Here is an 18,241-nt window from a genome sequence, read left to right on the forward strand (position 1 = left end):
CTAAAGTTGAACTACGTGGTAATTAAAGTAGTTATTAATAGAGGTTAAGTAAATTAACGTTAACCCTTGCTTACTAATGGTAAAATTTATGGGTGCTTGTGTGCCTATATGCAGAGAATGCTCACCTGTATTTAGGCTTTGCCTTGCGACACTTATTTGATTTGGAAGTGTAAGCCAGCTGCGTGTATCAGCTTGCTCAGACGCCAAATTATAAATATTAGCAAGTATGTTACCTACATCACCGGCACTGCGAGCAAGTTCTGCCCGTACTTTCTCTTTGGCTACTAATCTGAGTACTTGGCGAGCGACTTTTGCAGGTATTTGATCTTCTAATGTTTTTGCTGCAAGTGCTTCAATGTGTACTAATGGGCTCAGCTCTAAGCTTTGTGCATCTATATTTATATTGTTAAGGCGGCGCACATAGGCATTATCTTTATATACCGGCATCGCCAAGCTGTAAAAGCGTGCATCGCCACGTGATGAATAAATTGGCAAGCGCAGTTTAAATTCATCTTGTTTTGGTACTAATCCTTGTTCAAATAAAACAATTACTTCGCCTTGTGATGAAGAAATAGTGGGCGTATCGCCAAAGCGTTTTTTAAATTCATTTAGATCTTGGTCAAACCCTTGTTTTTTAGCAAGGCGCATTACATCTTGCTGTAAATAAATATTGTTAGGTTGTATAGCCAATGCTTTTTTATAATCGATATAGGCGTCGTCGTATTGTTTAGCACTTTGGTAAAGCAAAGCAGATAAGTAAAATGTGTAGGCATTTTGAAAGCCATTTTTTATGTTTCTGGTTACATTGCTCATGCTTGGGTAGTGTTGCTGAGCTTCTTTAACGGTTGAGTCTACTTCTGCTTCATTTTCGCTAAGCGCATCAAGTTGTACTTTATTAGCTCGGCGAATTTCGACCAATGCGCCTTCAACATCATTTTTATACACGTAGTTAAGTGCTTTATAACTATGAAGCATGCTCATTTCGTAAGCGGGTGGCACATAAGTTATTGCTGAGTCGTTGGTAAATAAAGCGTTACTTTGTTCAAGGCCCGCACTAACTTGTATTTTGGCGGCTTCACGTTTTTTTTGCATTTGCGTATACACGTTCTCAAATTTACTTTGTGCATCATCTGGTGTATTAGCTAAGTCGTTTAAACGAGCTTGCTCAAGTTGGTTGAGTAAGTAGCTGCTGTGCAAGGTGCTATTATTAGCAATAAGGGATTGCGCTTCTTCGATGTTATTTTTCTCGATCGCATTTCTTATTGGTGTCATTTGCGTGGCATAGTCATTAAACAGGTCATTAAAACCCATTGTGCTACACCCACTTAAAATAAAACAAAAGCTTAAAATTATACTGCGGCGCACTGAGCACTCCTCTTAATTTACCTGTATACATTAACATACTATTTTTAGCTAAATGTGTGAAATATTGTAAAAAATCGTAGAGTAAAACTGCCTGCTAATAAAGAAATATAAAATGACATTGGTGAACAAAGTGTGAATTTTTTTGGTTTATTATCAACTACACTGAAATAGTATTTTCGCTTTAGCGGTCTTGCTAAGAGTTATATCACTCAGAGGAATTAAAAAATGAAAAAGTTTACAGGTGCAGCAATGGCTGTAATGGTAGCAGGTTTAGTTGGTTGTAATGCAACAGAGGCAGAAACGGCAACATCAAGTGCAGTTACTAATAATGGCGCAACAACTGATTTAGTTCATTGTTATGATGCGAATGTATGTGGTGGCCATAACGATTGTAAAACAGTTGAGAATGCATGTGCAGGTCAAGCGTCATGTAAAGGGACTGGTTTTGTAGCAATGCCTGCAAAAGCATGTGCTGACGTTGGCGGTACAGTAAAAGATAAATGGGTTGGCAGTGTAGCTAAAGCAGATTTAGTACATTGTAACGATGTAAATGTGTGTGGCGGTCATAACGATTGTAAGACTGCTAATAATGCTTGTGCTGGACATGCATCATGTAAAGGCACCGGTTTTGTATCAATGCCTGCAAAAGCATGTGGTGATATTGGTGGTTCTGTAGGTAGCTAATACCAATTTATCGAACGCATAAAATAAGCCTGAACGATGTGTTTTTTTATTCAGGCTTATTAAGGAAGTTTATGAAAAATCGTTTTTTAGGTTTTGGTTTAGGACTGAGAGCCCCGCATTTTGAGCAAATTATTTCAGAGAAACCAGCTGTAGATTGGTTTGAAATTATCTCAGAAAACTATTTTGTAGCCGGTGGAAAACCTTGGCATTATTTAAATAAAATAAGAGCAGATTATCCGATTGTTATGCATGGGGTATCAATGTCGATTGGTAGTATTGACCCTATTAATAAGGACTACTTAAATCAGTTAAAAAACACAATTGCGAGGGTTGAGCCGCAGTGGGTGTCTGATCATTTATGTTTTACCCAAGTGGGCGGTATTAATAGCCACGATTTACTACCAATGCCTTACACCTCAGAGGCACTTGATCATTTAGCAAATAAAATTTCGCAAGTTCAGGACTACCTAGGGCGCGAAATGATTTTTGAAAATGTATCGAGCTATTTAACCTATAACGATTCACAAATGAGTGAATGGGAATTCTTAGCGCAATTACATAAGCAAACAGGCTGTAAGTTTTTAATGGATGTAAATAATGTTTATGTAAGTGCACGAAATCACGACTTTAATGCTATGGATTATTTATCAGCTATTCCGAGTACAGCTATTGCACAAATTCACTTAGCAGGACATCAAGACTTTGGTACGCATATTATAGATACTCACGATGAAGATGTTCCCGATGCGGTATGGGACTTATATGCTCAGTATGCAAAAACATTAAATCCGGTAAGTACCATGATTGAACGCGATGATAATATTGGCTCCCTTGATGATTTAATTACTGAGCTTGAGCATGCTAAAGCGCTAGTGAAACCGTTTTGGGATATAAGATCATGAGTGATTTAGCAAAGCTGCAAAAACAGTTTATGAATTTACTGCAAGGTGAAAGCTCGGATATTAGCGAGCAAATTGCGCAGCAAGGGCAGTTAAATACACAACAGCGACTCTCTATTTATCAAAGCGCTTATAAAATTCGCTTAAGAGCCGTGATTGAGCAAGATCACGAACAGTTGGGTATTTACTTAGGTGATGATTTATTTGAGATGATGGTTGATGGTTATTTAGCTTTATATCCTTCAACTCATACGTCACTACGAATTTTTGCAGAGCAACTACCAGATTATTTAGCCGCTAATACTCCTTTTAGTGATTACCCCATACTTGCAGATATAGCCAAATTTGAACGACTATTACTAAGTACTTTTGATGCAAGCGATAAAACATTACTTAATGTATCAGAGCTTGAAAGTATTGAACCTCAACAATGGCCAAATTTACTATTAAAATTACATCCAAGTGTACAGTTAGTTGCGTTTAATACGTTGGCGGTTGAAAGTTGGCAGGCAATAAAACAAAAGCAAACACCGCCAGAGCCAAGAGTCTCAGAACCTCGCTTTTGGGTTGTAGCACGTGATACTGAAAGACGTACACAGTATTTAAGCGTTAATGCACAAGAATATCGCTTACTGAGTTTATTAAAACAAAACACACCCTTTGCACAGTTATGTCAATCCTGTTTAAATGAACTCCCTGGTGAGCAAATCGCTGGGTTTTTAATTACTAAAATTAATCAATGGCTTGAACGTGGTTGGTTAATTAGCGAGTGAGTTAAAACAATATAGTTATTTTTCGTTGCGAAGGAATTTTTTTGAAAGCCACCATATACACATTAATTGCTTTAATTGCGTTTGCCGCAAATTCTCTTTTTTGCAGAATGGCCTTAGCAGAAGGTTATATAGATGCTTGGAACTTTACTGTTATTCGCTTACTCAGCGGAGCTGCATGTTTGGGCATTATAATGGCTATTTATACCCATAATTTAAAACGTAAAGGCACATTCAATCCCGCTATTTTAAGTGACAGAGGAAGCTGGCGAAGCAGTATTAGCCTGCTTGTTTACGCGCTTTGTTTTTCGATTGCCTACGTAGAGCTAGATACCGGTACCGGTGCACTAATTTTATTTTCTGCTGTGCAGCTTACTATGATTGGCTGGGGTATTTATCAAAAAGAGCAATTAAGCGTACTTCAGTGGTGTGCATTTATAGTGGCGTTATCTGGTTTTGTATATTTAATGCTGCCATCTGCAGCGGTGCCTTCATTATTAGGTGCATCACTTATGGCGCTCAGTGGTGTGGCATGGGGTATTTACAGTATTCGCGGTAAAGTGTGCGTATCGCCACTGCGTACTACTGGGTTTAACTTTATAAGAAGCTTAGTTGCTATCCCGGTTTTATTACTTGTAGGTATGAGTTATTTAAAAAATATGAGTATTGAAGGGGTGTTACTTGCGTGTGCCTCGGGGGCAATAGCGTCTGGAGTTGGTTATAGTGTTTGGTATGTAGCAATGCCACTACTTAAAAGTACCCAAGCTGCGGTTGTGCAACTTTGTGTGCCGGTACTTGCTGCCATTGCTGGTGTTTTGTTTTTATCAGAGCAGGTAACAATGGAGTTTATAGTAGCAAGCTCGTTAATATTAGGCGCTGTGCTGGTGTTTATTTTAAATAAAAAGAAGGCTTAATATAACCTAACCTTCTTTTAGGTGTGGGCTCACGTTTGTTACAAAGCGTTTATAAATAGCAGGTAACTTATCAAGTATTGCCTGCTTACCCTGTATTTCACTGTTTTTTATGCATTCAAAAAGTACTTGCTCGCTAAGTTTATTAACTAATAATTGTGATTGCTTAATATGGCTTATATGCCAAAGCTCAGGTGCTACGCCACCTAAATCATGCTGGTAAGGACGATAAAAACCAAATTTAACTAAGTTAGTATCAAGCCAATTACTTAAAGGTGCAAACGGCCCACCTTGCAAGTATTCATCAGGTGTTAGCTGTAGCTTATAATCATCACTCACCGCAGCTTTATCAAACACATCTAAGTCAGTCCCTAAATGGTGCCTGCTTGCGCCAGGTAGTGCAGAGTAGAGCATTATTGCTATGCATTTATCTACATCATTTAATTTAGTTAAATCTACAACCTTTTGCTGTTTATTATAAACAGGTCGAATACCTAAAAACTTATTATTCCAAATAATTGACTGGCGTTCAAAGTCGCGAAAACTTGAGGCAATAGTAAGATCAAATCCTGCTTTTTGAGCTGCACTTTGCAGCGCTAAAAAGTCGCTAATAATAGCGCTGTGCAAGCGATGATTTTGTATGTCAGTTAAATGTGTATCACTTTGCCCTGTGATACACATTATCGATGTTGGTTTAGTTACATCCATTATGCTAAAAGTTGCTCTAGTATTTGCTCGTAAATGTCGGTAAGGGCTATTAAATCATCGGTACTTACGCATTCATCTACTTTATGAATAGTTTCGTTACGTGGGCCAAGTTCAATTACTTTAGCACCTGTTTGTGCAATAAAACGCCCGTCAGATGTGCCACCTGTGGTTTCTAGGTTTGTGGTTAAACCGGTTACCGATTTAATAGCTTTTACTGTGGCATCAACAAGTGGGCCGTGCTCGGTAATAAAAGGCAAGCCATTTACTATCCAGCTTAATTCATAATTTAAGTTATGCTTTTGCAGTATGTCATTTACACGTTGTTGTAATTGCTCATGTGTTACTTGCGTGCTAAATCTAAAGTTAAACTGTACTTCTAGCTCACCTGGGATCACATTACCTGCACCTGTGCCGCCATTAATATTTGAAATTTGAAAGCTGGTAGCAGGGAAGTATTCATTTCCGTTATCCCACACCGTTTGGCTAAGCTCAGTAAGGGCAGGGGTTGCTAGGTGAATTGGGTTTTGTGCTAAATGTGGATAGGCGACATGCCCTTGTACACCCTTAACGGTTAAAAAAGCGGTAAGTGAACCTCTGCGGCCATTTTTAACAACATCACCTAATACATCTCGTGATGAAGGCTCGCCTACTAGGCACATATCAATTTTTTCACCGCGCGCCTCTAGCGTATCAATTACACGGGTAGTCCCGTTTATAAACGGGCCTTCTTCGTCAGAGGTTATTAAAAAAGAAATTGAGCCTTTATGATCTGGATGTTTAGTAACAAACCGCTCGGTTGCAACAAGCATTGCAGCTAACGAGCCTTTCATATCGGCAGCGCCGCGCCCATGTAATAAACCGTCTTTTATTAATCCTGAAAACGGCGGGTGTTGCCAATTTTTTTCAGGGCCTGTTGGCACAACATCAGTGTGGCCTGCAAAACAAAAGTGCGGTGATTGTGTGCCTTTTCGAGCCCATGTATTTAATGTGTCGGTAAAAAATAATGACTCAATATTAAAACCAACCGCAGCAAGGCGGTCGTTCATCATCTGTTGGCAGCCAGCATCTTCGGGCGTTACTGACTCACGTTGTATTAGTGCTTGGGCGAGTGCAATTACATCATCTTTCATGATTTAAATATCTCATCGTATTGGGCTGCTTTAAAACCTAAGTGGTAACTGCCATTGTTAATAAGTACTGGACGTTTGATCATGGCAGGTTGTTCAACTAACAATGGGATAGCACTTTCTTTAGTCAAACTCTGTTTTTGCTCATCAGTTAGTGCGCGATAAGTTGTGCCACGTTTATTAACAAGCTGTTCCCAATCGAGTTTATCTGCAAAATCACTTACCATTTGCTCATTTACGCCATCTTTGCGGTAATCATGAAACGTAAATTCGATGTTGTTGTCGGCTAAGTATTTTTTTGCTTTTTTTATCGTGTCGCAATTGCTAATACCGTATAGAGTGATCATAAATTTAGTTCTTCTTAATAATAGTTAATAAGGTATCTACATCCGCATTTACATGCGAATGTGAGTAATGAAATGTGCCGAGATTATGGCCGTTAAGTAAGATTAAACTGGCCAGCATAGGCGTTTCTAGTTCACGTAAATCAAAATAAGCGAGGCGCTGGCCTTTACTTATTTCACTACCATTTAATTGTGCAATATGGGTATGTGTAATTGATTGCGAACCGGTAATAGTTAAGTTGATTAAAACTTTTAAACCATTTTTAGCCTGTAAAATAAACTCAGTACCTGCGTTTTTTACTTGTAATAACGTGCCATCAAACGGCGCTAAAATTTTGTGGCTACTGAGCTTTACAGTAATACCAGGACCGAGAATACCAAACCTAAAAATAGGTTCGGGGTGTTCTTGAAGCGGTATTACTTTACCTGTAAATGGGCTTGTAATAAGGATGGCACTGCGGGGCGTTTTATTGAGTGCTAGATATTCAATTGTTTGTGCTTTCATATGTTATTGGGCCACCACGTTGTAACCATCTTTTTTTAAGGCGTTAAGTGCTAGTGAGGCCGTTTGCTTTTTTACTAAAATATAATCGGTATCGTAGGTTGAGATTGAAAAAATAGAAATTTTAGCGTGTGCTAATACACCCGATATATTAGCCATTATTCCGGTCAGCGAAAAACCAAGTGGGCCAACCACCTCAAGTGCTTGCCAATCAGATTCGGTATCTAAACTCTCTATTTCAAAGCTACTAGGGCAAACAATAGATAGTTCATCCTGGGTTTTAGATATAAAAAATAAAGGAAGCTTTAGTAGCGCCGCAGGTATATCGGCGTCAACATCTAAACTGTGAATAGATAAAACCGTGCTGTGTAATTGTAATGTTTGTTTTGACATTAAACGCCTGCGATACAGCATTATTGATAGCTTTATAGTATAGATTATTGCCTTCAAGTTAAAGGTGTAAGCGTGACTAAAATGAGCATTTGGAAGTGGGTTTTAATAGAGATTAAAAACTTACCCACAATTTCTGTGGATAAGTATGGGGGTTGCAGGGTATAAATAGCCTAACTACTTAATTATTAAATAAATAATAGCTAGGCTATAAAAAGCACACGTTGTGTTTAATGTGCTATTAGCGCTTCTGCTTGGGCTGCCTGAATTGCAGTTAAGGCGATTGTATACACAATATCATCGACCAATGCACCACGGCTCAAGTCGTTTACGGGTTTGCGCATACCTTGAAGCATAGGGCCGATACTTATTAAGTCGGCACTGCGTTGTACTGCTTTATATGTTGTATTACCCGTATTTAAATCTGGGAATATAAATACAGTCGCTTTACCGGCTACAGGGCTGTTAGGCGCTTTTTTAAGTGCTACATTTTCCATTATAGCGGCATCGTATTGTAGTGGGCCGTCGATAATTAAATCAGGACGTTTTTGTTTTGCTATTTTTGTGGCTTCACGTACCTTTTCAACATCGGCACCCGTACCTGAAGTGCCAGTGCTATAGCTTATCATGGCTACACGTGGCTCTATGCCAAATGCAGCTGCAGAGTCGGCAGATTGAATCGCTATATCAGCAAGTTGTTCAGCATTAGGGTCGGGGTTAATCGCACAGTCACCGTAAACTAACACTTGGTCAGGTAGCAGCATAAAAAATACGGATGATACTAGTGATGATCCTGGCGCTGTTTTAATTAACTGCAGGGGCGGGCGAATTGTATTGGCAGTGGTATTTACCGCGCCCGATACTAAACCATCTACTTTACCTTGCTCAAGCATCATTGTGCCAAGTACGACGTTATCTTGTAGCTGCTCTTGTGCTACAACCGCAGTTAGGCCTTTGCTTTTACGAATTTCGACCATAGGCGCAATATAATCATTTATAATACTTTTTGGCTCGATGATACTTACATGTTCGTTTAGCTCAATACCTTGCTGCTGTGCAATACGCATTATTTCTTCGCGATCGCCAAGCAATATAGTTTTAGCAATGCCACGTTGACCACAAATAGCAGCCGCTTTAATTGTACGAGGTTCATTCCCTTCTGGTAATACTACGGTTTTATCTGCTTTACGTGCTTTATCGGTTAATAAATAACGAAATGCAGGTGGTGATAACTTACGCGTTTTGCCTACACTTTGAGCTAGAGTATCGAGCCAGCTTGAATTGATATGCTCTGCATTGTGATCTTTTACTTTTTCAATGCGTTGGTCATCATCATTTGGTACTTCCATATTAAAGTTATGCAGTAATAGTGATGTACGCCATGTGTCGGCATCGGTTGCGAGTATTGGTAAACCGGTTTGCATGGCTTGTTCACACAAAGCCATAATGCGTGGCTCTGGCTCAAAGCCACCGGTGAGTAATATAGCGCCAAGTTTAGTGCCGTTCATAGCAGATAAACACGCAGCAACAAGTATGTCTGAGCGATCGCCTGGTGTTACTAATAAAGCACCTGGCGTAAAATAATTTAAAATATTAGAAACCGTACGAGCACAAAAAGTAATACGACGCAGGCGACGATGAAGCATATCGCCTTCGTTAATTATTGTTGCTTTCAAATACGCGCTTAAGTCTTTTACGCGTGGCGCTACTAAGTCAAAATCCCACGGGATTGCCCCAAGCAACATAAACGGATTCTTTTTAAAAATAGGTAAAGACGCTAAACGATTTAACTCGTTTTCAAGCTCTTCGGGTTTGTAAGCGTCGACTAAATCGGCGCGTGCACGGCCCTCTTCATCAAGTGGCGCATTTACTTTATTAAAAATACAGCCCAGTACACGAGGATGATCGATTCCACCGTAATTACCTGCTGCAATTTCTAGGCGGTCTTCTATTTGAGTAATGGTGTAATTACCAGGGGTAAGTACAAATACAATTTCAGCGCCGAGTGTTTGCGCAATTTCGCGGTTTACACGCCCAGCATAAGGTTGGCGACGAGTAGGCACCATACCTTCAATAATAGCGACTTCATCGTCGTTTATTTTACTTTCAAAGCGTTCAACAATTTCCTCTAGTAGATCATCACCTTTACCGTCGCCAATCATTTGCTCAGCATAATCAAGTGCAAAAGGGGTGGGTGGGTTAATAGGTGAGCCTTGAGTGACTATTTGTGTTGATTTTTCAGGACCAGTTTCGCCTGAACGAGGCTGAGCGATGGGTTTAAAAAAGTTAACTTTAACTGTTTTTTGCTCAAGAGCGCGGACTAAACCAACTGATACCGACGTTAAACCCACACCGGTAGATACAGGAATTAACATAATACGACGTGCCATATTAAAGCTCCTTTACGATGTTAGCGGCATCAAGTGCAATAACCCACTCTTCGTTGGTCGGCATTACTACCACTTTGGGTGAAGTATTGGCTGAACTAATAATACCTTGATTACCAAAACGTGCATCAAGATTGCTCTTCTGGTCACAACTGAACCCTAAAAAAGCTAATTGATTAATGACATTTTCACGTATGATATCGGAGTTTTCGCCAATGCCGCCAGTGAATATAAGTGCATCTAAACGTTGTAATGGTACCATGTAAGCTGCAATTTGTTTGGCTAGTCGGTAGCAAAAAATATCCAGTGCTAAACGTGCTTGTTTATGTCCGGCAACAGCGGCTTCTTCAATCGTTCGGCAATCGTTAGAGAGTTCGCTAATACCTAGTAGGCCGCTTTCTTGGTTTAATAAATTATCTATTTGCTGAGCGTTGTAACTAAGCTGTGTGGTTAAAAAATTAAATAAACCGGGGTCAATATCTCCACTGCGAGTACCCATAACAATACCTGCCAATGGCGTTAAACCCATACTGGTATCAACACTTTTACCATTTTTTATTGCAGTAACAGAGCAGCCATTACCTAAATGAGCACTAATGAAATTACTCTTTTCTACAGGCTGATTTAATAATTTAGCAGTTTGTCCTGCTACATAGTAATGACTTGTGCCATGCATACCATAGCGTCTTACACCGTAGTCTGTATAAAGCTTATAGGGTAGGGCGTAAAGGTAGGCAACTTCATCCATAGTTTGATGAAATGCTGTGTCAAATACTGCTACTTGCGGTAAACCTATAAATGAAGCTTGTGCAGATGAAATACCTAACAAGTTCGCATGACCATGTAGCGGCGCTAAAGAAGACGCTTTGGTAATACCGTTAATTACATCTTCATCAATTAAGACTGACTTTGTGAAATGCTCTCCGCCATGAACAACACGGTGCCCAACAGCAATAAGGTGCTCATCAAGGTTATGATCCTTTATTAAGTTTACAAGCGTATTTATAGCCTCAGCATGTGCTTGATTAGCCGCTAAGTCGATAACCGTCTTAGACCCATTAAATTTGTATTTAATGGAGGGGGCTTTGGCGCCCAAGCGTTCAGCAAGGCCTGATATAATTTCGTGACCGTCGTTTGCATCAATAATGGCAAACTTTAAACTAGAGCTACCACAGTTTAAAACTAAAACATGTTGGGATTCAGGGGAGGTTGTTGGCATAGATTCAATTTCCATAAACAAATTTAGTAAGTGAACGTTAATACGTGATAGTTACACTTACTGTATTAAATAAAGCTAAAACAATTGAATGTTCAACTGCAAAGTGGTTAACGCAATGTTAAATATTTTACCTTATTTATGATGTTTAAGTTAGGATTGTTCGCCATTAAAGGGTAAATTTAAGCTCTTTTACTGAGAAAGTGTAACTCCCTCATTTTGTGTTACACTTTGGGTATAGCTCGTTTTCTATTGTATTTAAAAGCAGTATCTGTGAGGAGTCATGATGCAAAAAAGTGTGATGTCACAACTACAAACAGGCCGTTTGTATGGTAAAAAATGGCCAATGCGTAAAGAGCTTGCGCCTTTGTTTTTAGAGTTTAGAGTGATTAGAGCGACTGAGCTTGCCATTACAGTAATGCCAATCTTGGCTATGCTAACGTTGTTTTTTCAGCTTAATTACTTAGGATCTGATTTTTTACCGCAAGCCATTGCGAGTGCATTATTTTTTATATCGTTACCTTTACAAGGTTTATTTTGGTTAGGCAAACGAGCGCAAACGCCTTTAGATCCTGCGATGCAAAAATGGTACAACGAGCTGTACACTAAAATGGCGGCTAATGGATATCAAACGCAGTTAAGTGAAAACAAGCCCCGTTATATGGAGCTTGCTAACTTACTTAAAGATATGTTTGAAAAAATGGATAGAGCATTTACTAAAGAGCAGTTTTAGCGGGTTATACCATTATCTATTTTGGTAAACTGAGTAATATAAAATGATAAGGTGACATTGTGTTCACCTTTTTCTTCGAGTGCTGTCCAGTGCTCGGGTCTAAATTTCCATGCAAATGGCGTCATCATTATTAAGTTTTTAATATCAGTAAAGCTAAGCGCTACATGCTCTGTTAAAAGAGCCTGTTCTGCTTTTTGAAACCCTTTTGGCGTGGCTATTTCAGTATGTTCGTTTACTTCTGAATATATATACGATTTTAGCTCTTTTAAATGATAAGGGCCTGGGCTTGCTACCACTAATGTTGCGTTTTTATTAGCAAGACGTTCAATCTCTTCCTCAAACAAAGGTGCAAATACGCTAATAAGTACATCAGCAAATTGACTTTTAAAAGGCGCTTGGCTAATTGATGCAACACTAAAATGGCAATTAGGGTAGCGCTTTGCTGCATATTTCACGGCAGATTTTGAAATATCGACGCCGTACACAACTGCTTCTGTTTTACTTGCTATTGCTTGGGTATAAAACCCTTCGCCGCATCCTAAATCAATAACTGTATTTGCACTTATTCGACCGACTAAATCGCTAAGATTTTGTTGTAAAAAGCGGTAGTATCCACGCTCTAAAAATGCGCGTCTAGCTTGTACCATTTCAAGGGAGTCGCCCGGTTGTTTTGAATTTTTTTGTTGCACAGGCAGTAAATTAACATACCCTTCTTTGGCAAAATCAAAGCTGTGGTTATTAGCACAACGAATTGTTGAATCAGCTTTCAAAAGTGCGAGATTACATAGCGGGCATTGATATTGTAGACTCATGAGTCTAGGTAGTCCTTATCGTAAAAAGTTTTTACCCAATGCGGGCGATAGGTGATCATAATTGTTATAGCCATGCCGTTGAGCATTGCTTCAGGAAACCAAATTATGGCACTTAAATAAACGTAGTTATCTGCAAGTTCTTGCCAATTGTATTGCCCTATAGCTAAGTAAAATAAAGCACCTAGGCTTATTTTTATACAGGCTATAAACCCTGCAGTTATAAACGCACAAACAAATATATAAACAAAAAAATGACGAGGTAAATACTGGTAACTAATTATAAAGCCAAGGTAGCTTAGTAAAATAGGAATAAACGCACCAATAAGCAGTTGTACTGGTAACAGTTCAAGTTCAATTTGACCAAATGCAGTTAGTAGCGCTGTGGCAAGTAGGCTACTTAAAATAGTCAATCGCCAGCCTAAAATTAATGTCGCGGCCGTAACGCCTAATATGTGTAAATCAAGGCCAGTTAAAATTCCTGCTTTTATTCGCCAAAGCACTGCAAACACTAACGCACATGCAAGAACTCCAGTTTGACGGGCTGGCGTATTAAGCAATGTTTTATATGTTTTTTTATCAAAGCTTAGTAGGGCAATAATAATTACAAGGGCCCAAAGTAGCCCTTGTATTGTTATGCTTAGCATAGTAATTACTTAAATGTTGACCATATAGGGGCATGATCTGAGGGTTTTTCAATACCGCGCAGTTCGTAATCAATGCCAGTATCTATACAGCGTGCTGCAAGCTCATTAGTTGCAAGTACTACATCTATTCGAAGCCCTCGGTTATCTACAAACCCTTTAGAGCGATAGTCAAACCACGAATATTGATCGTCTGTTTCTGGGTTTTGCTCTCTAAAGGTGTCTTTAAAGCCCCAATTAAGTAATGTTGCAAGCCATTCACGCTCTACCGGTTGAAAAGAACATTTACCCGTTTTTAACCAACGCTTTGCATTAACTTCGCCAATACCAATATCTAAATCGGTGGGTGATATGTTGATATCGCCCATAACAATGACGTCTTGATCGGGGGTGTGGTTGGTTTCAAGGTGTGTCATTAAATCTTTATAAAATTGGCGTTTATAAGGAAATTTAGTTTCGTGATTAATATTATCACCTTGTGGGAAGTAGCCATTCATGACTGTAAGGTCGCGACCGTTATCTTGTTCAACAGTGACGCTTATCATGCGTTTTTGCGATTCCTCTGTATCGGTAGCAAAGCCTTTTAAGACCGATTTAGGCTCTTTTTTGCATAACATAGCTACGCCATAATGGGCTTTTTGGCCATGAAAGTAGACGTGATATCCCATTTTTTGTACATCTTCTAGTGGGAATGCTTCGTCATGAACTTTAATCTCTTGCAAGCCAATAACGTCTGGTTGATGTTTGTCGATAATTGCTTGTAATTGGTGAAGACGAGCACGCAGACCATTGATATTGAAAGAAATCACTTTCATAAAATTTACCTTAAAATTGGATCTATTTAATGAATTAAATTGTATCAGTAAATACGCGTACATAACATGACTGAAATGAGAAAATAGCTGCGCAAATGTTGATCAATTGGTGAGTAAAGTTTAAACATTGTAAATGCAGTATTAATTTTTTAAATAAATAAAAAATTCAATTGAACTTAACTTTATTGAATATATAATGCGCGAAATTCACTTGTTTAGCTCGTTCAAATAGGATCTCTCATGAAAACACAACTACTTTTAGCTACTGCTTTATTCGCATCTGCAACTGCTTCAGCACAAAGCAATACTTACTTCAGTCAAGATAATAAAATTGAGTCTAAGTTATGTGTACTAAGCGCAAACGAAGGCTTTAGTGTTGCTCGTAAAGAAGCTGCTCAGCACGGTGTTTACTTATCTCGTTTTTCTAAAAGCATTTTATGTAATGGTGAAGATATTCGCGATATTGCTAAAAAAACGACATTAAGCAACGCATCAGTTGAGAAAGTAGAAGTATTTGCAAAAGACGCTCAACAAGAAACTCAATTATGTATGACGGCTTTAAAACAAGGTTTAGCACCTGTTCGTCAAAAAATTGGTAACTTAAACTCATTAAAATGTAATGGTCAAAACGTTACTGAGTTTGTTAAACGCTACCAAAACGCGGCAATCTAATTATTAGCTGAACTATATAACTAAAATTGAGATACCTGGTTTTTTACCGGGTATTTTTTTGCAAAAATTACAAGGTTGTTTGCAAAGCTTGCAAGCTTAACTTATTGAAACTGTTCAATAAATGCACCAATTAAGATTAAGTTGTTGATTCTTATAAGTTAACTATTATTGGCATTGGATTTGTATTAGTTAAAGTGACATTTAATTAATTACGAAGGATACGTCTTATGAAAAAGTTAACATTAGCAGCCACTATTTTAGCATCATTAAGCCTAGCGGCTTGTTCATCTAATCAAGGTCTTGAAAGAATAGACAGTGACTTTGCAAGTTTAGATAATGACAGCGATGGCTACATCTCAAAAGTTGAAGCTGATGACGATAGCATTTGGGGCCATTTTTCAAATATTGATACCAATATGGATAACGAAATTAGCCGCAAAGAATTCAACACTTACATGAAGTTAAACAATGGTAAAGTAGCCACTGATTCTGAAGTAAGTGAGTCGGCATTTAAAGCTGAAATCGCTAAATTCGATAAAATTGAAAGCAGCTTTTCGAGCTTAGATAACGACAGTAATGGCTATATCTCGGTAGTTGAAGGTAACGATGATGATATTTCAAATCACTTTGGTTACATGGATAAAAACCAAGATAAGCGCATCAGTAAAAGCGAGTTTATGGGTTACATTAAAAAATACGGTAACGCAGTAGCTGAAGATGATGCATTAGAAGCCATTAAACACAGCTAATATTTGTTGTTTTAAAGAGTAAATTAGAAGCCAGTGATAATCACTGGCTTTTTTGTGTTTAAAATCTAGTTATTTAGTAGATATATTTTCCTAGTTTGGCGTTGTTCTGTCATAATAGATGGCTGTGTATTTTTATTTGTTAAGAGTGTGTATGGCGGGTCGGCGAATTAGTGATGAACAACTAGTTGAGATCATTGAAGCAGCTATTTTTGTTGCAGATAAGCCAGTGAGTAAACGCCACCTTAAAGATACTGTATTAATAGATTTAGCTATTTCTATGGCGCGAATAAACGACGCAATAGATACAATACAAGAACATTTTCAAACTCGTGGTATTCGCTTAGTCGAAGTTGGTAGCGGTTATCGTTTTCAGGCATGTAGCAGTTTAAGCCCTTGGTTAAATAATTTATGGCAAGAACGCGCACCAAAATACTCGCGTGCTTTACTGGAAACATTATCACTTATTGCATATAGGCAGCCCATTACGCGCGGTGAAATTGAGCAAGTAAGGGGTGTTACTACGGGTTCGAATATTATTAAAACCCTACTCGAAAGAGAGTGGGTTAAAGTGGTAGGGCATAAAGAGGTTCCGGGTAAGCCGGCTTTATATGCAACTACTAAACAATTTTTAGATTATTTTTCGTTAACTGGACTTGAAAACTTACCTGCGCTGCCAACAGAGCAGCAAAGTAAAATTAACCAGTTATTGAGCGATCCTTCTGTGAGAGAACCATCCGAATGAGTATACAAGGTGAAAAGTTACAAAAAGTCTTAGCCCGTGCAGGCGTAGGCTCACGCCGTGAAATGGAAAAATACATTGATGCAAACCGCGTTAGTGTAAACGGTAAAGTGGCAAAGTTAGGTGACCGTGTTGAAGAAACTGATTTAATTCGTGTAGACGGACACACTGTAAAGATTGAAGAAAAAGCAGATAGAATCTGTCGTGTAATTATGTATAACAAACCAGAAGGTGAGTTAAGCACACGTAAAGATCCTGAAGGGCGTCGTACCGTATTTGACCGACTTCCTCGTATTGATGGTGAGCGTTGGATTGCGGTTGGCCGACTAGACGTTAATACTTCGGGTTTGATGCTTTTTACTAATGATGGTGAATTAGCTAACCGCTTGATGCACCCAAGCTATGAAGTAGAGCGTGAATACTCTGCACGTGTATTTGGTGAAGTAACCAACGAGACGGTTAAAAACTTACTACGTGGTGTTGAGCTTGAAGATGGTCCAGCCAAATTCACGACTGTAACCCCTATGGGTGGCGAAGGCGTTAACCGCTGGTTTAACGTGACGTTAAATGAAGGACGTAACCGTGAAGTACGTCGTTTATGGCAGTCTCAAGATGCGGAAGTATCTCGTCTTATTCGTATTCGTTACGGTAAACTAGAGCTTGATAAGCGCGTGCCACAAGGTGGTTGGATGGAGTATGATTTAGAAACAGTAAACTACTTACGCAAAACCGTTAAATTAGGGCGCGAGACACAAACTAAGCTTTCTGTTATGCCTGAAAAACGCAAAGATAAACGCGCTAAAATCAACCAGATCCGCAAAGCAGTTAAAAAACACAATCAACGTGTTAAGCCTACTAAACGTAAATAATAAATTAGTTATTTATTGAACACAAAAAAGCCGCTAATTGCGGCTTTTTTAATGTGTTGTTTAAATTTTTTAAACTCTAAATTACTTTTTTACTTGAGCATCTAACGATTCGCCATTCACTTTACTAGAATCATCGCTCATCAAGTATAAGTAGGTTGGCATTAAATCTTCTGGTGTAGCAAGCGCGTCTCTATCTTCTCCTGGGTATGCAGCAGCGCGCATAGAAGTGCGAGTAGCGCCTGGATTAATACAGTTTATACGAATATTCGTTTTGCCTACTTCACATGCCCATGTTTGCATCATGCCTTCTACTGCAAATTTTGAGATGGCGTATGGCCCCCAAAACTCACGGCCTTTGCGGCCTACACCTGATGACGTAAATACTATCGATGCATTATCAGACTTACGAAGAACAGGAAAAAGCGCTTTAGTGATCATCGCTTGCGCGGTCACGTTTACTTTCATTATGTTTTCGAACGTAGATGAGCAAAAATGTTCAAGTGGACCAAGTGACCCTAAAATACCTGCATTATTGAGCAAGCCATCAAGGCGGCCAAATTGATATTCTATTGTTGCAGCAAGGTCACGATAGTTTTGTTTAGTTGCACCTTTTAAGTCCATGGGCACAATTGCAGGTTTAGGGTAACCTGCATTAACAATTTCATCGTAAACACATTCAAGTTTATTAGTTGTTTTTCCTAATAAGATAACTGTAGCGCCGTATTTTGCATACGTAATTGCTGCTACTCGGCCAATACCATCACCGGCGCCTGTTATTAAAATAATTTTATCTTTAAGTGCGTTTTCAGCCGCTTGATATGTGTGCATAAAAGTACCCATTCATCTATTTTTTTTGATTTTAACATAGCGAAACGTGAAGTAATCGAATTTATTGTAAAATTAGGTGG

21 protein-coding genes are annotated in these 18,241 nt (G+C 38.8%); 9 read left to right on the forward strand and 12 right to left on the reverse strand.

Going from position 1 to position 18,241, the window contains the following annotated elements; translation table 11 throughout:
* The gene (locus tag JG479_RS06880) at positions 1-1,365 is read right to left on the reverse strand and encodes a COG3014 family protein (protein WP_200220199.1); all 1,365 of its coding nucleotides are present in this window, start codon (positions 1,363-1,365) and stop codon (positions 1-3) included.
* A gap of 225 nt (positions 1,366-1,590) precedes the next feature.
* Here JG479_RS06880 and bufA2 point away from each other — a divergent pair, with 225 nt between their 5' ends.
* The 4 genes from bufA2 (at position 1,591) to JG479_RS06900 (ending at position 4,632) form a co-directional block, all read left to right on the forward strand.
* Positions 1,591-2,049: a BufA2 family periplasmic bufferin-type metallophore gene (bufA2, locus tag JG479_RS06885; protein ID WP_200220200.1), complete on the forward strand. Its 459-nt coding sequence runs from the start codon at positions 1,591-1,593 to the stop codon at positions 2,047-2,049.
* A gap of 71 nt (positions 2,050-2,120) precedes the next feature.
* Positions 2,121-2,951 carry an MNIO family bufferin maturase gene (bufB, locus tag JG479_RS06890; RefSeq protein ID WP_002959683.1) on the forward strand — a complete coding sequence of 277 codons (831 nt, stop codon included), beginning with the start codon at positions 2,121-2,123 and terminating at the stop codon, positions 2,949-2,951.
* Positions 2,948-3,721, forward strand: coding sequence for an HvfC/BufC family peptide modification chaperone (locus JG479_RS06895; protein ID WP_002959685.1), 774 nt, complete (start codon positions 2,948-2,950; stop codon positions 3,719-3,721). Before bufB ends, JG479_RS06895 begins: the two co-directional genes overlap by 4 nt.
* 41 nt (positions 3,722-3,762) lie before the next feature.
* Complete coding sequence (locus JG479_RS06900) at positions 3,763-4,632, forward strand: DMT family transporter (RefSeq protein WP_182711338.1); 870 nt, start codon at positions 3,763-3,765, stop codon at positions 4,630-4,632.
* 6 nt (positions 4,633-4,638) lie between these two features.
* On the opposite strand, the gene JG479_RS06905 is transcribed toward JG479_RS06900, so the two are convergent.
* From JG479_RS06905 to JG479_RS06935, 7 genes are all read right to left on the reverse strand, one after another.
* Entirely contained in the window at positions 4,639-5,337 is a 699-nt protein-coding gene (locus JG479_RS06905) for a M15 family metallopeptidase (RefSeq protein ID WP_200220201.1), read from the reverse strand.
* Positions 5,337-6,467 (reverse strand): succinyl-diaminopimelate desuccinylase, encoded by a 1,131-nt coding sequence (gene dapE / locus JG479_RS06910; RefSeq protein ID WP_154903259.1) that lies wholly within the window; start codon positions 6,465-6,467, stop codon positions 5,337-5,339. Before dapE ends, JG479_RS06905 begins: the two co-directional genes overlap by 1 nt.
* Positions 6,464-6,811: an ArsC family reductase gene (locus JG479_RS06915; RefSeq protein WP_002959693.1), complete on the reverse strand. Its 348-nt coding sequence runs from the start codon at positions 6,809-6,811 to the stop codon at positions 6,464-6,466. The genes dapE and JG479_RS06915 overlap by 4 nt, the downstream gene beginning before the upstream one ends.
* Positions 6,812-6,815: 4 nt before the next feature.
* Positions 6,816-7,313: a PTS glucose transporter subunit IIA gene (locus JG479_RS06920; protein ID WP_002959694.1), complete on the reverse strand. Its 498-nt coding sequence runs from the start codon at positions 7,311-7,313 to the stop codon at positions 6,816-6,818.
* A gap of 3 nt (positions 7,314-7,316) precedes the next feature.
* A complete protein-coding gene (locus JG479_RS06925) occupies positions 7,317-7,703 on the reverse strand; it encodes an ACT domain-containing protein (protein ID WP_182748991.1) in 387 nt (128 codons plus the stop codon).
* A gap of 227 nt (positions 7,704-7,930) precedes the next feature.
* Positions 7,931-10,090, reverse strand: coding sequence for a phosphate acetyltransferase (gene pta, locus JG479_RS06930; RefSeq protein ID WP_002959697.1), 2,160 nt, complete (start codon positions 10,088-10,090; stop codon positions 7,931-7,933).
* A 1-nt stretch (position 10,091) separates the two neighbouring features.
* Positions 10,092-11,306 (reverse strand): acetate kinase, encoded by a 1,215-nt coding sequence (locus tag JG479_RS06935; RefSeq protein WP_200220202.1) that lies wholly within the window; start codon positions 11,304-11,306, stop codon positions 10,092-10,094.
* A 283-nt stretch (positions 11,307-11,589) separates the two neighbouring features.
* On the opposite strand from JG479_RS06935, the gene yfbV reads away from it, so the two are divergent.
* Complete coding sequence (gene yfbV / locus JG479_RS06940; RefSeq protein WP_024596543.1) at positions 11,590-12,036, forward strand: terminus macrodomain insulation protein YfbV; 447 nt, start codon at positions 11,590-11,592, stop codon at positions 12,034-12,036.
* On the opposite strand, the gene JG479_RS06945 is transcribed toward yfbV, so the two are convergent.
* Genes JG479_RS06945 through xthA form a run of 3 tightly spaced genes read right to left on the reverse strand, consistent with a single transcriptional unit; the run spans position 12,033 to position 14,304 of the window.
* The gene (locus JG479_RS06945) at positions 12,033-12,848 is read right to left on the reverse strand and encodes a putative RNA methyltransferase (protein ID WP_200220203.1); all 816 of its coding nucleotides are present in this window, start codon (positions 12,846-12,848) and stop codon (positions 12,033-12,035) included. The two genes, yfbV and JG479_RS06945, sit on opposite strands and share 4 nt — an antisense overlap.
* Positions 12,845-13,492 carry an energy-coupling factor ABC transporter permease gene (locus tag JG479_RS06950; RefSeq protein ID WP_182692884.1) on the reverse strand — a complete coding sequence of 216 codons (648 nt, stop codon included), beginning with the start codon at positions 13,490-13,492 and terminating at the stop codon, positions 12,845-12,847. Before JG479_RS06950 ends, JG479_RS06945 begins: the two co-directional genes overlap by 4 nt.
* A 5-nt stretch (positions 13,493-13,497) precedes the next feature.
* On the reverse strand, positions 13,498-14,304 hold the full coding sequence (gene xthA / locus JG479_RS06955; protein WP_024596546.1) for an exodeoxyribonuclease III: 807 nt from the start codon (positions 14,302-14,304) through the stop codon (positions 13,498-13,500).
* Positions 14,305-14,544: 240 nt separating this feature from the next.
* On the opposite strand from xthA, the gene JG479_RS06960 reads away from it, so the two are divergent.
* The 4 genes from JG479_RS06960 to rluB all read left to right on the forward strand — a co-directional run bounded on the left by JG479_RS06960 (position 14,545) and on the right by rluB (position 17,333).
* Positions 14,545-14,976, forward strand: coding sequence for an exonuclease III (locus JG479_RS06960; protein ID WP_138488962.1), 432 nt, complete (start codon positions 14,545-14,547; stop codon positions 14,974-14,976).
* Positions 14,977-15,203: 227 nt separating this feature from the next.
* The gene (locus tag JG479_RS06965; protein WP_002959711.1) at positions 15,204-15,725 is read left to right on the forward strand and encodes an EF-hand domain-containing protein; all 522 of its coding nucleotides are present in this window, start codon (positions 15,204-15,206) and stop codon (positions 15,723-15,725) included.
* A gap of 151 nt (positions 15,726-15,876) precedes the next feature.
* A complete protein-coding gene (gene scpB / locus JG479_RS06970) occupies positions 15,877-16,467 on the forward strand; it encodes an SMC-Scp complex subunit ScpB (protein ID WP_002959713.1) in 591 nt (196 codons plus the stop codon).
* Positions 16,464-17,333 carry a 23S rRNA pseudouridine(2605) synthase RluB gene (gene rluB, locus JG479_RS06975; RefSeq protein WP_138488964.1) on the forward strand — a complete coding sequence of 290 codons (870 nt, stop codon included), beginning with the start codon at positions 16,464-16,466 and terminating at the stop codon, positions 17,331-17,333. Before scpB ends, rluB begins: the two co-directional genes overlap by 4 nt.
* 81 nt (positions 17,334-17,414) lie before the next feature.
* Here the strand turns inward: rluB and JG479_RS06980 are convergent, their stop codons facing one another.
* Positions 17,415-18,161, reverse strand: a complete 747-nt coding sequence (locus JG479_RS06980) for a YciK family oxidoreductase (protein WP_002959717.1) — start codon at positions 18,159-18,161, stop codon at positions 17,415-17,417.
* Between the last annotated feature and the right edge of the window lie 80 nt (positions 18,162-18,241).

The organism is Pseudoalteromonas sp. LC2018020214, from assembly GCF_016598755.1.
GTDB lineage: Bacteria > Pseudomonadota > Gammaproteobacteria > Enterobacterales > Alteromonadaceae > Pseudoalteromonas > Pseudoalteromonas distincta.

What these genes read in the sequence shown, in the direction of transcription:
- bufA2 (WP_200220200.1), top strand. Translation starts at nt 1,591, where the DNA reads ATGAAAAAGTTTACAGGTGCAGCAATGGCTGTAATGGTAGCAGGTTTA.
- bufB (WP_002959683.1), top strand. Translation starts at nt 2,121, where the DNA reads ATGAAAAATCGTTTTTTAGGTTTTGGTTTAGGACTGAGAGCCCCGCAT.
- JG479_RS06895 (WP_002959685.1), top strand. Translation starts at nt 2,948, where the DNA reads ATGAGTGATTTAGCAAAGCTGCAAAAACAGTTTATGAATTTACTGCAA.
- JG479_RS06905 (WP_200220201.1), bottom strand. Translation starts at nt 5,337, where the DNA reads ATGGATGTAACTAAACCAACATCGATAATGTGTATCACAGGGCAAAGT.
- dapE (WP_154903259.1), bottom strand. Translation starts at nt 6,467, where the DNA reads ATGAAAGATGATGTAATTGCACTCGCCCAAGCACTAATACAACGTGAG.
- JG479_RS06915 (WP_002959693.1), bottom strand. Translation starts at nt 6,811, where the DNA reads ATGATCACTCTATACGGTATTAGCAATTGCGACACGATAAAAAAAGCA.
- JG479_RS06920 (WP_002959694.1), bottom strand. Translation starts at nt 7,313, where the DNA reads ATGAAAGCACAAACAATTGAATATCTAGCACTCAATAAAACGCCCCGC.
- JG479_RS06925 (WP_182748991.1), bottom strand. Translation starts at nt 7,703, where the DNA reads ATGTCAAAACAAACATTACAATTACACAGCACGGTTTTATCTATTCAC.
- pta (WP_002959697.1), bottom strand. Translation starts at nt 10,090, where the DNA reads ATGGCACGTCGTATTATGTTAATTCCTGTATCTACCGGTGTGGGTTTA.
- JG479_RS06935 (WP_200220202.1), bottom strand. Translation starts at nt 11,306, where the DNA reads ATGCCAACAACCTCCCCTGAATCCCAACATGTTTTAGTTTTAAACTGT.
- yfbV (WP_024596543.1), top strand. Translation starts at nt 11,590, where the DNA reads ATGCAAAAAAGTGTGATGTCACAACTACAAACAGGCCGTTTGTATGGT.
- JG479_RS06945 (WP_200220203.1), bottom strand. Translation starts at nt 12,848, where the DNA reads ATGAGTCTACAATATCAATGCCCGCTATGTAATCTCGCACTTTTGAAA.
- JG479_RS06950 (WP_182692884.1), bottom strand. Translation starts at nt 13,492, where the DNA reads ATGCTAAGCATAACAATACAAGGGCTACTTTGGGCCCTTGTAATTATT.
- xthA (WP_024596546.1), bottom strand. Translation starts at nt 14,304, where the DNA reads ATGAAAGTGATTTCTTTCAATATCAATGGTCTGCGTGCTCGTCTTCAC.
- JG479_RS06960 (WP_138488962.1), top strand. Translation starts at nt 14,545, where the DNA reads ATGAAAACACAACTACTTTTAGCTACTGCTTTATTCGCATCTGCAACT.
- JG479_RS06965 (WP_002959711.1), top strand. Translation starts at nt 15,204, where the DNA reads ATGAAAAAGTTAACATTAGCAGCCACTATTTTAGCATCATTAAGCCTA.
- scpB (WP_002959713.1), top strand. Translation starts at nt 15,877, where the DNA reads ATGGCGGGTCGGCGAATTAGTGATGAACAACTAGTTGAGATCATTGAA.
- rluB (WP_138488964.1), top strand. Translation starts at nt 16,464, where the DNA reads ATGAGTATACAAGGTGAAAAGTTACAAAAAGTCTTAGCCCGTGCAGGC.
- JG479_RS06980 (WP_002959717.1), bottom strand. Translation starts at nt 18,161, where the DNA reads ATGCACACATATCAAGCGGCTGAAAACGCACTTAAAGATAAAATTATT.